We start from the raw sequence: 13,509 nt of genomic DNA, 5'->3' as shown, positions 1-13,509 counted from the left end.
GCCTGGCGACTCGGCCGGGACGCTGAAGTAGATTCGGGCGTCTGTGTAGCGGTCAACTCCCGCGCTACCTACTCGTCGAGGATGCTCAACTCGGGTTCAAACCCGAGTTTCTCCTCTGTCCGGTCCATCGCGAACACGGGGGCGTACTCGTATCCCAGTCGCTCGTAGTGAGAGAGGTTGAGATCCTCGATGTGGTCCGGATACCAGGATTCCATCAGTTCGGGGACGGGGACGGTCGTCCCGGAATCGGGTCCTACGACGTTGAAAACCCGCTCACCAGGATCGTGGTCGGCCTCAACGGCACGCATGAACGCCTGGACCGCGTCGGGAATCCCGATCCAACCGATGACGCTGAACGCCCACTCTTCGAGTTCACCCGGCTCCGTCGGTTCGGGCGGATCCTCTGGGGAAAACAGCGAACCGAGCCGGAGATTCGTGACATCGAGGTCATCATGCGACCGGCTGAAGTACCGGGAGAGTTCCTCCATGAGATGCTTCGAGACACAGTAGGGACTCCGCGCCAGTATCGGATGGTCGATCGTGACGGGCAACTCCTGAGGACGAAACGCCGTCGATCGAATACCGATCGCTGCGATAGAGCTCGCCAGGACAAATTTTCGACAGCCCCTGTCGACGAGATATCGCATCAGTCGTCGAGACCCCTCGACGTTCACGCGCATCGTCTTGGCCTCGCGACATCCGCCAAGCACACCGGCCAGGTGCACTGCGACGTCGAAGTCGTGGTCGTCGAGCGCTCGCAGGTCTTCGAAGGAATGGAACGCCCCTCGAACCCAGGGCGTTACGCCCGGTTCGTGACGGCTCAGGTAGACCACGTCGTGGTCTTCGGCGAGTGCCGGGGCTAGATGGCTCCCCAGACGTCCGGACGCACCCGTGACGAGGATATTCATCGGTCCCTCCAGTCGGTGACGTGGCCCATCACTGTCCCCTCCAGTCGATGACAGCGCCGATGACGTCGTCAGCCTCGTCGGCGAGTAGGTCGGTGTATAGATCCGGGGCGTCGGCGGCGTCGTAGCGGTGGGTGATCGTGTGTTCCCACGGGAGCGCGCCACTCGCCATGTTCTTCAGGACGGCGCGGCGACAGGGTTCGAGGCCGTCGTCACAGGGAAAGACGGCGTCTAGATGTTTGTTGTGCGGGACGCGATAGTCGAACGAGACCGGTTCGCCCTGGTAGACGCCCTGAAAGACGAACGTCCCATACGGTTTGCAGAGTTGGAACGCAGTGTCAAGCAACGCGTGGATACCGGTAGCTTCGAAGACGACGTCGGCACCTTCTCCCTCGGTGACGTCGTCGACGGCCGCTATCGGGTCGCGTTCGTCGGGATCGACGAGGTGATCGGCGCCGAGTTGCCCGGCCACTTCGAGTCGGTTCTCCTGAGGGTCGACGGCAACGACTTCGGCACCGCGGTGGACACAGGCCGCGACCACGCCGAGTCCGACGAGCCCGACGCCCTGGACCGCGACGGTGTCGCCCATGCGGACGTTCGCCCGGTCGACCCCGTTCAGGCCGACTGCGGGGAGGACAAACGTGCTCGCGACCGCTTCGTCGACGCCGTCGGGAAGGCGTGCGATCCCGATCGATTCCTCCGGGTTTACGACCGACTGGGAACAGTGACTTCCTGCACCCGTCGTGATCGTCTCGCCGTCGTCGCTCTCCATCGACCGGTTGTCCCGGAAATACACTCTGTCGCCCGCTTCGAGGGACTCGACGTTTGCGCCCGTAGACTCAACGATCCCCGTCGCCTGGTACCCGGTGCAGACGGGATAGCGGGCTCCACCCTGCGATCCCCGGATGATGTCGAGTTCGGTTCCGATACTGACCCCGGAATACCGAGTCCGGACGAGAACGTCGTCGTCAGTTGGTTCCGGGAGACTGACCGAATCCAGCGATACGGACCGGTCCCCCTGTGTTACGAGAGCTGTCGCTTCGACCATTGTCCTGACCTGTAGCCGAACGATTGTAAAGATAGGCGTATCCGGGCACTGGTGCTTTTAATTGTCTGGGGACGAGTGAAACAGCTATGTCCACGTACCGGGCGGCGGTTATCGGCACCGGGAATCCACCGGAGGACGACGCACCGAGCTTTTCGATCGGGTACGCTCACGGGCGCGGGCACCGCAATCACGAAAACTGCGAACTGGTTGCCTGTGCCGACGTCGTACCAGAGAACGCGAGGCGATTCGCTCGTGAGTTCGATATCGACGAGGGGAACGTCTACGAGGAGTATCTGGACATGCTCGCGGTAGTCGAACCCGACATCGTGAGCGTCTGTACGCCGCCACAGATCCACACGCCTATTATCGTCGACTGTGCGCGTCAGAGAGTCGTTGATGCCGTTCACTGCGAGAAGCCGATGGCCGTGGACTGGCCCGAGTGTCAGCTTGCGGTTCAAGAATGTGAGAGACACGATGTTCAGCTCACGTAGAATCACCAGCGGCGGTTTCACCCGCGGTGGAGAGCGCCGAGAGACCGGATCGAGGAGGGCGTCATCGGCGACGTCGTGCGGATCGAGATGACCGCATCGGACCTGCTGGACTGGGGGACACACTATTTCGACCTCTACGGGATGTACTCGACTGACCGACCCGCCGAATGGATCATCGGGCAGGTGAACGAACCGGTCGAAAACGCGTACGGCGGCGCCTACGAACATCATACCGAGTCACAGGCGTTCGGGATGTGGGAATACGACGATGGCGTCGTCGGAATCGCTTCCACCGAGGAGGGGGCCGACGCTCTTGAGAGTGAGAATATCTTTTACCGGATCGTGGGAACTGATGGACTTATCGAAGTCGGACGCAATAACGGGAGCGTCCGATACCACCAGAACGGTGATAGAAAATGGACTGCTGTCGACTTTGACGAGGAGGAAGACAGAGGCCATACCGGCGCGATCAACGATGCACTGCGGGGAGTCGAAACCGGGAGAGAACCGGAACTGAACGGACGGAACGTTCTGAATGCAACCGAAATAAGCTTCGAAATATGGGAATCGTCGCGGCGCCGCAGTCGAGTCGAACCTGCCACCGACAAGAAGTGACGATCCGATCGAATCGATGATCGAGAGCGGAGAACTGTCCGTCCGGGACACGCCCGAGTAAGACACTCGGCGTAAAAGAGGCTGGAAGCAGTGCAAGGACCGCTTGGGGGATTCTAGCCAGACAGGGACCTCACTTGATGAGGCGTTCGATGTCGTCGTCGAGGCGCTCGTAGAGTTCCGCCGCACGCTCGCGCTCGGCGGGCGAGAGCGGCCGGATCGGTTCGCGCACCTGACCGCCGTGAAGCCCGGCGAGTTCGAGCCCCCGCTTGACTGCCGGGACGCTGATCGCACCGGAGATCGTATTGTTCTGCCCCGCCCCGTCCCGGAAGTTCTGATACGGAAGACAGGCGTTCCTGAGTTCGCGCGCCCTGGCCCACTCCCCATTTTCCAGGGCGTCGAACAGTGCCAACCCCACCTCAGGACGGAAGTTGCTGACGCCGGCGCTGAAGCCCTCGACGCCCTCGACCCAATAGGCAACGGCGTATGGTTCCGCGAGTCCGTCTACCCAGACCACGTCCTCGGCACCGGCTGCGACGGCAGCTCCCAGTTTCACCGCGTCTTTCAGAGCGTATTTGATCCCGACGACGCCATCGATTTGGGTGAGTTCGGCCAGATAGTCGATCGACGGGTCGAATCCGCGTACGTAGGGGACGAGGGGTTTCTCGGTTACTGCGTCGAGTTCCCGGTAGTAGTCGAGCAGTCCCTGCTCGTGGATGTACGTGTGATCCGGCGGCATGACCATCATTGCGTCGACCCCGTGTTGATCATAGCCGCGGATCAATTCAATTGCGTTCGCAGTACTCCCACCGACGCCAGCGAGGATACACGCGTCTTCGGGGAGTGCGTCAACACTCGTCTCAGCGACACCGATGCGTTCGTCCTGAGAGAGAGAGTGATATTCGCTTATGTTTGCGGTAGCGAGAAACGTCCGGATACCCTGTTCATACAGTGATTGCGCGTTGTCTGCAAGTTTGTCGTATTCAATCTCCAGCGAATCGTCGAAGGGAGTCAGGAGACCGACAGCAACACCTCTCAGACGGTCCCGTACCTCATCGGCAGGCGAACCCATGTGAAATCGGGTCTATGCCCACCACGATAAATCCATCGTCTACCTCGCGATGAGAATAGAGATCGATACTTCGTATCGGCGTCACGGATGAAACCGGTTCCCGATGCGTTCCCGTGATCGAACCCGTCTGGGAGGAGAATTGTCAGTCCCGAAGGCTACCAGACCCAGTATCAAATTCGATGAGGGAACGGTCGAGCGCTATCGTACAGTTCAGTTCTTGCGATACGCTACGGATGCTGAACAGGCGTTTTTAATATCTGTCGCCTTCCGGATCGGATATGGACGCGATGGATGTACTAGTTACCGGCGCTTACGGCCGCTGTGGGACGGCGCTGATCGACCATCTCCACGACCGCGACGCGTACGAGTTCAGCTACTACAACCGGTCAGATCGGTCCGACGACCACCCCTACGGTGGATACGAGACGATCGTCGGGAACGTCACCGAGGCCGAGAAACTTCGAGCCGCGTCCGAGGGGCGCGACGCGATGGTGCACATGGCGGCATACCCCTATACGGACGGGGACTGGACCGACGTGTTCGAGCCCAACATTGTCGGAATGTACAACGCCTTAGAGGCCGCCCGCACGGAAGCGATCGAGTCGTTTGTCTTCCTCTCGACGAACCACGTCGTGGGGAAATACGAGACTGAGCACGCTCCGGAACTGTACAGTCGCGACTATGACCTCGTTATCGACCACAGCGACCCGGTCCGGCCGGATTCGTATTACGGCGCCTCGAAGAGTTTCGGCGAGGATCTGGGCCGATACTACGTCGAGGAGTTTGAGTATCCGAAGCACTTCTACGCGCTCCGGGTCGGGACGGTCAACATGCCGGAGTACGACCACCCGTACGGGAACGCGGAGGCAGGTGTCGATGACGGCTCCTTCGAACGGGGGAGTCCCGAGTACGAGCGCGCGGTCGCCCGACTGAAGTGCACGTGGCAGTCCCGGCGCGACTTCGCACACCAGATATCCTGTTGTCTCACCGACGACGACGTCGAGTACGGGACCTTCTACGGCGTTAGCGACAACCGCCGCCGGTGGTTCGACCTCGAACACGCCCGTTCGCGGATCCGCTACGACCCACAGGACGACGGCGAACAGTGGGACGGTCCGCCCGAGTAGGTCCGGTCGAGTCGACAGCGTTACTGCCGTCACCCGACCGAATCGACTGCGCCCGTACGTCCTGTGGCCCGTCACTCGCCTACACTCGCATCCGAGTTGCTCCCGGTTTCGCCGGGTGACGCGGTACTCCTGACCGTCAGAGCGCCTGGTTCACCCGTTCGACGAGGGCGGACTCGGGTTCGAACTTAGACACCGTAACTGGCGTCCGCCAGAGCGCGCTCGCGTACAGCGCCAGGACCGCCTTCCACTCGTGCAGCGAGTGTTCGAGATTCGTCGCAGGTTTCGGTCCGGCCTCAAGCCACTCGAACATCGCTTCGTGGAACCGCGCCTGCGCCTCGATGTTCGTCTGTTGCCAGCGCGCCATCCCCCCGAAATCGCCGTACTCGACAGTCTCGGGACCGACGATCGCCCACTCTCCGAACTGCTCCCATTGAACGCGGCCGCGGTCGGTGTACGCGACAGCCCGCTTGTGCTGGTACTCCGCCTCGCCGACGGACGGCGCGTACGTCCCCGTCGTCCACTGGCATCGTACCCCGTTCTCGAAGACGATGGCGGCCTGGGTCGCGTCCGGGCCAGGATGTACCTGCTCATCGTGGAAGGGGCCGCTCGCGGTCCCGAATACCGTATCGATGCGCTGATCCCCGTTCAGGGCGTTGGCGTAGTGGAGACAGTGGGTCCCCTGGTCGGTGATGCTGAGGCCGGCGGAACAATCGAGAAATCGAACCTCCCCCAGTCGACCGGACTCGACCGCCTCCCGACAGCGAACGAGGTCCGGTTGCCACCGGAACTGGTGGCAGACGGCAAACCTGGTGTCCGTCTGTTCACCGAGTTCGGCGATCGTCCGCCAGTCGTCGACCCTGAGAGCGATCGGTTTCTCGACCGTACACGCGGGTACGCCGGCTTCTGAGACTGTCTCCATGATCTCGACTCGCGCATTCGGGGGCGTCGCGACGTGGACGATATCGGGCTCTTCGTCGGCAAGCATCTCCTCGGTGTCGTCGTAGACAGTCAGGTCGAACTCCTCGGCCAGCTCGTCTCGTCGTGGGTCGTTTCGCGCGCAGCAGGCGACCGGTCGAGCGCCGTCGATGTGCTCGTACGCCTCCAAATGGTCACCCCCCCTGTTTCCACAGCCGACGACCGCCGCGGTGTACTCAGACATGGTCGATCATCAGTGTGTATCGCTCAAACCGGATATAAAAGTTCACTCGTTGTCCGCAGGTCGCGACAGACTGAACGCGCGTATCGGTCCTACCATCGGGCGCGATAGGACGCTCACGCGGTCGACAGAAGACCGGATTCACTGGTGATCGCGACGCTTAAACTTCGCAGCGAGCATCTCAGCCCACCGGTCGTTGGCGTGTTTCGTCCGGCCGGCGACGTGTGGCGTGTGGACGACATTATGTCGACCGAGCAGCGGATCATCGAGGGGTAGCGGTTCACCGGGATTCTCATCCCAGACGTCTGCCGCGAGAGCGAGTTCGTCGGCAAGGACTCGCTCGCGGAGCGCATCACCGTCGACGATCCGGGCGCGTGTGGCGAGCACGACCAGACAACCCTCAGGGAGCCTGTTCACGAGGTCCGCGTCGATCAACCCGACGGTTTCCTCGTTTGGGGGGACCAGCGGTGCGAAAATATCGGCGTCGGTCAGGAGGTCTTCGAGGCGGTGTTCGCGCCGAGCGCCCGCGCGGTGGAAACACGGCTCGTCGGCGTAGGGATCGTAGGCAGCGACGTCTGCGCCGAGGGCGTCGACGAAACTAGCGTACCGACTGCCGATGTTGCCGACGCCGACCTGCCGGACACGCTTGCGGGCGACCGTTCCATTCGCGAACCGGGGATCGTCGCCGAACTGATGGGCGCGCTTCCCTGGCCCCGGGACGCCATCGGGCTCGTAGTCCCACGGTTCCTGGTCGTCCTGTATGCGCCCGTGGAGTTGCGGGATCCGCCGGAGGCCACAGAGGGTCAGTGCGAGCGCACACTCGGCAACTGATTGTCCCCAGAACCCCTCGCTCTCGTGGTGGTAGACCGAGACATCCCGAGCTTCGAGGCGCTCGACTAGATCCTCGTCCGCGGTGTACGCCGAGTCGGTGTAGACAACAGCCTCGTCCAGAGCATTGAGGCGCTCAATGCACGTATCCGAGACGGGGACACCCAGCGAGACGAGCCGAGTCACGCCCCCGGGGTCGGGGAGCACCTCCGAGAGCACCCTGTTATCGTCAAGGTCGACCCGTTCGAACCCGGCGTCAGGCCATAACTCCCGGAAACGCTCGGCAGCACCTGGCCAGTGACGTTCGAAACGAGGGTGGACTACGAGGTAATCGTGCATGGAACCCGCCACGCGAAGCCCGGTGAAAAAACCACTGCCGCCATCCCTCCCGTATGCGGACGGTAGCCGAACTTACACTGGCCACATCCGATCGAGTGTTACGGGGTACTCCTCCGCTTCGAAGGGATAGACCTCACCCATAGCGGCATCTTGCCGGAGTCGACGTCCGGAGTGGCCGACTATTGTCGCTGTTATAGTCAGTGGTCTACCCCCCGTTCGGAGTCGTTGATAGAACTACTCGCATCTCCGTTTCTCTCAACGCAGCGGGGTGGGACATTGTTTCGGACCGTCTGAGCGAACTGCACATTCCCCCCGCGGCAGCCGCAAACCCTCGTTTCACGGACGGGATGGCTGCTGTGTTCGAGAGCGTTGTTGAAATTGTAGTGGCACAGCTGCGGTGTCAGACAGCGAACGATGGAGTTGGTCCCGGCGGCTCGCAGGCGGTCAGGGCAACAGTGTCTCGAAGGTCCGGTAGCGGAGGTCGCGTCGGTCGCTAGTCGAGAGGAAATCGAGTTCGTCGAGGAAATGCGTCGTCTCCCAGGGCGTCCCCTCCTTGAAGTGATACACCCAGTCGGTGCCCCACAGGAGACGGTCGGAACCGAACCAGTCCACGAGTTGCCGGACGTGGCCGTGAACGTCCTCGAAGGGATAGGGCTCTTGTGACGGGGTGTGTGTCACCTTGACGTACGCGTTCGAGTGCTCCGCGACGTCGGCCAGGCGCGTGTACGGTGGCTCGTCCGGCGGGTGCTCGCCTGGGGTCGGCCAGGCGAGGTGGTCGAGGACGAACGTCACGTCGGGATGGGCCGCGATAACCTGTTCGGCCTGGTCGATCTGGCTCGCCTCGAGCATGATCTGGACTTGCGGGGCCGTCTGGCGCTCGAGCGCCTCCCAGAACGGGTCGAGGTCGGGGCTGGTGATCCATTCTGCGTTTGCCGTCCGGTGTTCCCACAGAGTGCCGTACTCCATGCAAGCCCCGAATCGGACTCCGAGCAGGTTCTCCTGTTCGAACGCGCGGTCGACCCGCTCGCCGATGTCGTTTGCGAAGTAATCGAGGAGTATCACGCCGTAGAACGTATCTGGGTATTCCCGAAGACACTCCATGGTGTAAGGGCTACCGCGCCCATGGATGGGCGTCGCGATGAGGGCTGTTCGGTCGACTCCTAACGTCTCCATGTCCGCCAGAAGATCATCGACCGTGTAGACGAGTTTCTCGACGCCGGGGGGTGTCAGGTCGCTCACCCACGGCTGCTGGTCCTCGCTCGTCCAGACGTGTTCGTGCGCGTTGATAACCGTCGCCATAGCGACTCATCACGACGACCTGCCTTTAATTGTTCGCTCCCGGGGGCAGATCCAAAGCAGATTTCACACAGAGAAGGCGAGTGGGGTCCACAAAGTCGTCGAATCCGGCAGACGGCTACCGGACCGCAGCACCAAGGGCGCCTCCGACCAAACCGCCGATTGCGAAGACCGTCGAATAGACGACTAGATAGAACCCACCGAAGAACGGAACCCAGTAGAGGAAAAGCGTTCCACCTCCGACGAGGGCGGTTCCGAAGTTGTATACGACGTAGCAGGCCGCCAAGACGCAGACGCTGACGACGCCGGCGTAGCCGCCGACCCTCATACCACGATCCAACCTTCCTCCCGCCACGTACCCGGCGACGAGACCTGCGACGAGTCCACCGAACAGAAACGCGTTCGGACTGATCTCCAGCGACACGTGCGCGGCGAGTACCACGACGCCGACGACAGCGAGGACCGAAAAGAAGACACCGGCGACAGCGCCGAGGAAGACTGCGGTTGTGATGACGTCGCGGTCGTCACGTATTGCCTCACGAGAAACCATCATTACGTTGGGATTCTCGTCGTTCATGGCAAAAATCATCCGGTTCCGCACGCGAATGAAGGAGCCACAGACTGGTAAACCAGACCGGAGAGACGGATTCACACCGAAAGAAAGACCGAGAGGTCGAGACAGCATCGCGAGGCAGACCTGTGCTCAGTCGGCCTCAATACCGAGACGGTCAAGCAGTTCCGGCGGGGCGTCCAATTCAAGGAGCGTCTCGGTGAAGGGTTGCATCCTCCGGAGTTTTCCGGGCCGTGCGTCCATGAGATTGACCAGTTCAGGCCCTCGTAGCAGTGCGAACGGCGGCATCGAGCCGAGACATCCCGTGGCAGTGTTCGGCCTCGGTGCGGTCGGGATGTCGGCGCTGCTGATGAGCGAAGCCATGAGATTCCCGATGATCGGCCCGTACCGGATCGACGTGGCTCGACGAGTGAGCGACGCAGCCGTTGTCAACCGAAGGCGGCACCATCTCGGCCATCGAGACGTTAACGGATAAAGCAGGTGCTTCCGGCGTCTTTGAGTGTTCCGGGAGCGCGACGGCACGGCGACAAGCCATCAACGCGGCGTCGGCACACCGGACGGTGGTGTACGTGAGCGCCGGGGGTTGACCCCGAGATCGACGTCGGCGAACTCATCAGCAAGGAGCTGACGATCACGTGGAACCTCGTCTACACCATGTCGGAGTGTTTCGACCTGGTGGAGTTCGCCCAATCGGAGTCAGTCCCGCTCAGTAACATTGTGACACATCGGTTCGACATCTAGCAGGGCGCTGAGGCGTTCGACCGCTCCGACGGCGGCGAGACGGGGAAGGTTCTCTTCGAGTGGGACTGAGAGGAACTGGCGCCTTCCGGTCGGATACAGACCGATGCCGTCGGAACACGGGTTATTCGGTGTGGACTGACTCGGGATGCAGGTTTATTAGCGAGGGCAGTGATACCGATTACGCAACGGCAGTCCACGAGGCAGATTCCATGGATACTGACATTGTCAGAGACGCTCGCCGGCTACGAGAATCGTATCAGGAGGACCACCATCGACCGCGGTTTCACTTCGTGGCTCCCGAGGGGCACTGTTCGCCCTTCGACCCGAACGGCGCACTGTACTGGAACGGCCGGTATCACCTCTTCTACCTGATCGGGACGTACGAGGAAGAACAGACGAGCTGGGGACATGCCTCCAGCGCCGACCTGCTTCACTGGCGACACCACCCCCGGGCGCTCGTCCCCAACGCGGACGAAGAACACATGTTCAGTGGTGATGCGTTCATCACTCGCAACGGGACGCCAGCCCTCGTGTACCACAGCGTTGGCCACGGGAACTGCATCGCCACCGCCGCGGACGAGGACCTGATCGAGTGGCAAAAGTCGCCCGCGAACCCGGTCATGCCGAACCCCGCGTGGGACCCGGCAGCGTGGCGTGAGGACGACGTCTACTACTCACTGTCGGGATCGAACCCAGAGCACGAACCGGACGAACTGACGCTGTATCGGTCCGAAGACCTCGAACAGTGGGAGAAGCGACACCAGTTCGTCTTTTCACCGGAGGAGTGGGACGTCGGCGCGGACTACTCGTGCCCGGACTTCTTCTCCCTCGGGGACAAGCACGTGTTGTTGTTCATCAGCCACGACCGCGGCGCCCAGTGTCTCGTCGGGCGATACGAGGACGAACGGTTCTACCCCGAGGATCACTACAGGATGAACTGGCCCGGAGGGACGCTCTTCGCCCCGGAGAGCCTGGTAGACGAGGACGGGCGGCGTATCTTCTGGGCCTGGGTACCCGAGGCGCGCTCGCCCGAGGCACAACTGGAATCGGGCTGGAGCGGCGTGATGAGCCTCCCCCGTACGCTTTCGTTCGACGAGGACGGCAGGCTCCTCGTCCGGCCGGTGAGCGAACTCAAACGGCTTCGGTCGAACCACCGCAGCGACGGCAATATCGAAGTCGGACCCGGACGCGACCATCGACCATCCGATGCCGGAGGACGTCACCTGGAGCTGTCGATCGAGATCGTCCCGGAGACGGCGGACGAAGTCGGCGTCGCGGTCTGTCGCTCACCCGACGGCGAGGAACAGACGGCCGTCTCGTACATCCCCTCGGAGGAGGTGTTACGGGTCGATACGCACAACGCGAGCGCGAGCGACGAGGTGACCAACCCGTGGCCACATCCCGGTGTCGGCGTACAGGAGGAGATGGAACAGAGCGGCGCTGAAAACGACGTGTGGGTCCAGGAAGCCCCGTTCGCGCTGACCGAGGGAGAGCGGCTTTCACTCCAGCTGTTCCTCGACGGGTCGATCCTCGAAGTCTTCGCTAATGACCGACAGTGCGTTACACAGCGGCTCTACCCAGATCGAGAAGACAGTACCGGCGTGTCCGTGTTCGCCCGCGGCGGTGACGCATCCGTCGAATCGATCGACACGTGGGACCTGATCGCGACCAATCCGTGGTGAAAGGAGACCGCCCCCGCGCTCACTCGAATTCGAAGCCCGACAGTTCGAAAACGACGGCGATGTCGCTCGGTCGCTCATCCGGACCGAGGTCTGGGACAGTAATCGTCACCTGACCGTCATCGACATCGTACGCAAGGTCGTCGTCCCCGCCGACCAGTCCCACGGCACCGTCGTCGCTTGCGACGTCGACCGATTCGAGCGTGAACGACTCTCCGTCGGGCCAACCCATGACGATCGCGTACAGCGTGCTACCGTCTTTGGACTGGGTATACCGGACGTCCTCGGACGTGTACTCTACGTCGTCGAGGAAATGACCGCTATCCTCGAGTCGTGTGGGCCCTTCGCCGAACGTCTTCCACGGTCGCGTCTCATAGATCGCGTCCCCGTGGATGTCGAGCCACTCCCCGACGTCGCGCAGGACCTGCTGCTGAGTCTCGGGGATCGTTCCATCGGGCCGCGGACCGAAGTTCAATAGCAGGCAGCCATTCTTGCTGACGATGTCGACCAACTCGTGGACGACAGTCTGCGGGGATTTGAGATCCTCTTCCTCGGTGTACGCCCAACCGTTCGTCGTGATCGACGTGTCGGTAAGCCACGGTCGGTCGAGCTGTTCGTTCGGCCGGCCGCGCTCGTAGTCCTCGACAGCGACTTCCAGCGGCAATTCCTCGTTTTTCGCGGTGACGACGACCTCCTGGTCGCGCTCGGTGGCCCTGTTGAAGTAGTACGTGAGATACTGGCGGTGGTGTCCCTCGGGTATCGACGGCAGGCTCGCATCGTGCCAGATCAGGTCCGGCGCGTAGTCGTCGATGACCTCGACGAGGCGCGCCAGCCAGTGGTCGAAGTAGATGTCCTCGTCGATGTTCCCGTACATGACCTCGTCGGGGTACTCATCCATGACCGACGGGTAGTTCTCGTACGCGAACTCGTAGTGTTCCCGAGTGCGCTCATGATGGAACGAGGTTACGAACCGCATGTCGCGGTCGCGAATCGCGGACTCTAGCTCTCCGACGAGGTCGCGTTTGGGGCCGCGGTCGCCGGCGTTCCAGGGATTGATCGTAGAGTCCCAGTTCGACCATCCGTCGTGGTGTTCCGCGATAGGACCTGCGAACTGGGCACCTATCTCCTCGAAAAGGTCGGCCCACTCCTCGGCGTCGAAGTTCTCCGCGGTGAACTCCGGAACGAACTCCTGGTAGGGAGCCTCGTCTGGCGACCCGTACGTCTCGACGTGGTGGTCGTGAATGTCGTTTTCCTCGTCGTGCATGAGTCGCGGGTACCACTCGGTATCGTGGGCCGGCACCGAGTAGAGTCCCCAGTGGCAGTAGATGCCGAACTTGGCGTCCCGGAACCACGTCGGTGCTTCGTCATGGCCCTTGAGCGACTCCCACTCGTCATCGTAGGGACCTTTCTCGATGACCGCTCGGGCTCGCTCGACAGCGTCATTCACAGCTTGTCGAAACTCGTCGCTCGTCTCCGGCGCATCGACTGGCGAGTCGCTGTCCTCTGCACTCATACCCGGTTTTTACCGTGAGCCGGATTATAAAACGCCAGGTTTGCGGAAACTGCTTCGTCGACCGTCCCCACGACAGTGGTACAGTCTCTGACCGTTCCCCTCGACATCAGTGCTGCCCTTGTTATCCGTTC

General features: G+C 61.9%; 13 protein-coding genes. 4 read left to right on the top strand and 9 right to left on the bottom strand.

The annotated features are described in order from the left end of the window. Positions 1–68: 68 nt before the first annotated feature. The gene (locus ACMGFE_RS22325; protein ID WP_436927494.1) at positions 69–908 is read right to left on the bottom strand and encodes an NAD-dependent epimerase/dehydratase family protein; all 840 of its coding nucleotides are present in this window, start codon (positions 906–908) and stop codon (positions 69–71) included. Between the two features lie 28 nt (positions 909–936). Beyond that, on the bottom strand, positions 937–1,953 hold the full coding sequence (locus ACMGFE_RS22320; RefSeq protein WP_436927493.1) for a zinc-dependent alcohol dehydrogenase: 1,017 nt from the start codon (positions 1,951–1,953) through the stop codon (positions 937–939). Between the two features lie 86 nt (positions 1,954–2,039). On the opposite strand from ACMGFE_RS22320, the gene ACMGFE_RS22315 reads away from it, so the two are divergent. Further along, the gene (locus ACMGFE_RS22315) at positions 2,040–2,444 is read left to right on the top strand and encodes a Gfo/Idh/MocA family protein (RefSeq protein WP_436927492.1); all 405 of its coding nucleotides are present in this window, start codon (positions 2,040–2,042) and stop codon (positions 2,442–2,444) included. A gap of 87 nt (positions 2,445–2,531) precedes the next feature. After that, complete coding sequence (locus tag ACMGFE_RS22310) at positions 2,532–3,059, top strand: Gfo/Idh/MocA family oxidoreductase (RefSeq protein WP_436927491.1); 528 nt, start codon at positions 2,532–2,534, stop codon at positions 3,057–3,059. A 130-nt stretch (positions 3,060–3,189) separates the two neighbouring features. Here ACMGFE_RS22310 and ACMGFE_RS22305 read toward each other — a convergent pair whose 3' ends face one another. Continuing rightward, positions 3,190–4,128: a dihydrodipicolinate synthase family protein gene (locus tag ACMGFE_RS22305; RefSeq protein WP_436927490.1), complete on the bottom strand. Its 939-nt coding sequence runs from the start codon at positions 4,126–4,128 to the stop codon at positions 3,190–3,192. Positions 4,129–4,415: 287 nt separating this feature from the next. Between ACMGFE_RS22305 and ACMGFE_RS22300 the strand changes: the two genes are divergently transcribed. Beyond that, on the top strand, positions 4,416–5,255 hold the full coding sequence (locus tag ACMGFE_RS22300; RefSeq protein WP_436927573.1) for an NAD-dependent epimerase/dehydratase family protein: 840 nt from the start codon (positions 4,416–4,418) through the stop codon (positions 5,253–5,255). Between the two features lie 136 nt (positions 5,256–5,391). On the opposite strand, the gene ACMGFE_RS22295 is transcribed toward ACMGFE_RS22300, so the two are convergent. The 5 genes from ACMGFE_RS22295 to ACMGFE_RS22275 form a co-directional block, all read right to left on the bottom strand. After that, positions 5,392–6,414: a Gfo/Idh/MocA family protein gene (locus tag ACMGFE_RS22295; protein ID WP_436927489.1), complete on the bottom strand. Its 1,023-nt coding sequence runs from the start codon at positions 6,412–6,414 to the stop codon at positions 5,392–5,394. Between the two features lie 138 nt (positions 6,415–6,552). Next, positions 6,553–7,578: an NAD(P)-dependent oxidoreductase gene (locus ACMGFE_RS22290; protein WP_436927488.1), complete on the bottom strand. Its 1,026-nt coding sequence runs from the start codon at positions 7,576–7,578 to the stop codon at positions 6,553–6,555. A gap of 444 nt (positions 7,579–8,022) precedes the next feature. Further along, positions 8,023–8,877 (bottom strand): amidohydrolase family protein, encoded by an 855-nt coding sequence (locus tag ACMGFE_RS22285; RefSeq protein ID WP_436927487.1) that lies wholly within the window; start codon positions 8,875–8,877, stop codon positions 8,023–8,025. Between the two features lie 115 nt (positions 8,878–8,992). Further along, positions 8,993–9,451 (bottom strand): hypothetical protein, encoded by a 459-nt coding sequence (locus tag ACMGFE_RS22280; protein ID WP_436927486.1) that lies wholly within the window; start codon positions 9,449–9,451, stop codon positions 8,993–8,995. A gap of 126 nt (positions 9,452–9,577) precedes the next feature. After that, positions 9,578–9,808 carry a hypothetical protein gene (locus ACMGFE_RS22275; protein WP_436927485.1) on the bottom strand — a complete coding sequence of 77 codons (231 nt, stop codon included), beginning with the start codon at positions 9,806–9,808 and terminating at the stop codon, positions 9,578–9,580. Between the two features lie 587 nt (positions 9,809–10,395). Between ACMGFE_RS22275 and ACMGFE_RS22270 the strand changes: the two genes are divergently transcribed. Further along, positions 10,396–11,868 carry a glycoside hydrolase family 32 protein gene (locus ACMGFE_RS22270; RefSeq protein WP_436927484.1) on the top strand — a complete coding sequence of 491 codons (1,473 nt, stop codon included), beginning with the start codon at positions 10,396–10,398 and terminating at the stop codon, positions 11,866–11,868. Positions 11,869–11,887: 19 nt separating this feature from the next. On the opposite strand, the gene ACMGFE_RS22265 is transcribed toward ACMGFE_RS22270, so the two are convergent. Then, the gene (locus ACMGFE_RS22265; protein ID WP_436927483.1) at positions 11,888–13,378 is read right to left on the bottom strand and encodes an alpha-L-fucosidase; all 1,491 of its coding nucleotides are present in this window, start codon (positions 13,376–13,378) and stop codon (positions 11,888–11,890) included. Positions 13,379–13,509: the final 131 nt, after the last annotated feature.

This window comes from Halosimplex amylolyticum (genome assembly GCF_051414035.1).
Taxonomy (GTDB): domain Archaea; phylum Halobacteriota; class Halobacteria; order Halobacteriales; family Haloarculaceae; genus Halosimplex; species Halosimplex amylolyticum.
Note: the sequence above shows the minus strand (reverse complement) of the source record. Positions and strands in the feature narration are given on the sequence as shown.

Bases quoted from the DNA above. Each gene is read 5' to 3' on its own strand.
- ACMGFE_RS22325 (WP_436927494.1), bottom strand. From the start codon at position 908: ATGAATATCCTCGTCACGGGTGCGTCCGGACGTCTGGGGAGCCATCTA.
- ACMGFE_RS22320 (WP_436927493.1), bottom strand. From the start codon at position 1,953: ATGGTCGAAGCGACAGCTCTCGTAACACAGGGGGACCGGTCCGTATCG.
- ACMGFE_RS22315 (WP_436927492.1), top strand. From the start codon at position 2,040: ATGTCCACGTACCGGGCGGCGGTTATCGGCACCGGGAATCCACCGGAG.
- ACMGFE_RS22310 (WP_436927491.1), top strand. From the start codon at position 2,532: ATGACCGCATCGGACCTGCTGGACTGGGGGACACACTATTTCGACCTC.
- ACMGFE_RS22305 (WP_436927490.1), bottom strand. From the start codon at position 4,128: ATGGGTTCGCCTGCCGATGAGGTACGGGACCGTCTGAGAGGTGTTGCT.
- ACMGFE_RS22300 (WP_436927573.1), top strand. From the start codon at position 4,416: ATGGATGTACTAGTTACCGGCGCTTACGGCCGCTGTGGGACGGCGCTG.
- ACMGFE_RS22295 (WP_436927489.1), bottom strand. From the start codon at position 6,414: ATGTCTGAGTACACCGCGGCGGTCGTCGGCTGTGGAAACAGGGGGGGT.
- ACMGFE_RS22290 (WP_436927488.1), bottom strand. From the start codon at position 7,578: ATGCACGATTACCTCGTAGTCCACCCTCGTTTCGAACGTCACTGGCCA.
- ACMGFE_RS22285 (WP_436927487.1), bottom strand. From the start codon at position 8,877: ATGGCGACGGTTATCAACGCGCACGAACACGTCTGGACGAGCGAGGAC.
- ACMGFE_RS22280 (WP_436927486.1), bottom strand. From the start codon at position 9,451: ATGAACGACGAGAATCCCAACGTAATGATGGTTTCTCGTGAGGCAATA.
- ACMGFE_RS22275 (WP_436927485.1), bottom strand. From the start codon at position 9,808: ATGGCTTCGCTCATCAGCAGCGCCGACATCCCGACCGCACCGAGGCCG.
- ACMGFE_RS22270 (WP_436927484.1), top strand. From the start codon at position 10,396: ATGGATACTGACATTGTCAGAGACGCTCGCCGGCTACGAGAATCGTAT.
- ACMGFE_RS22265 (WP_436927483.1), bottom strand. From the start codon at position 13,378: ATGAGTGCAGAGGACAGCGACTCGCCAGTCGATGCGCCGGAGACGAGC.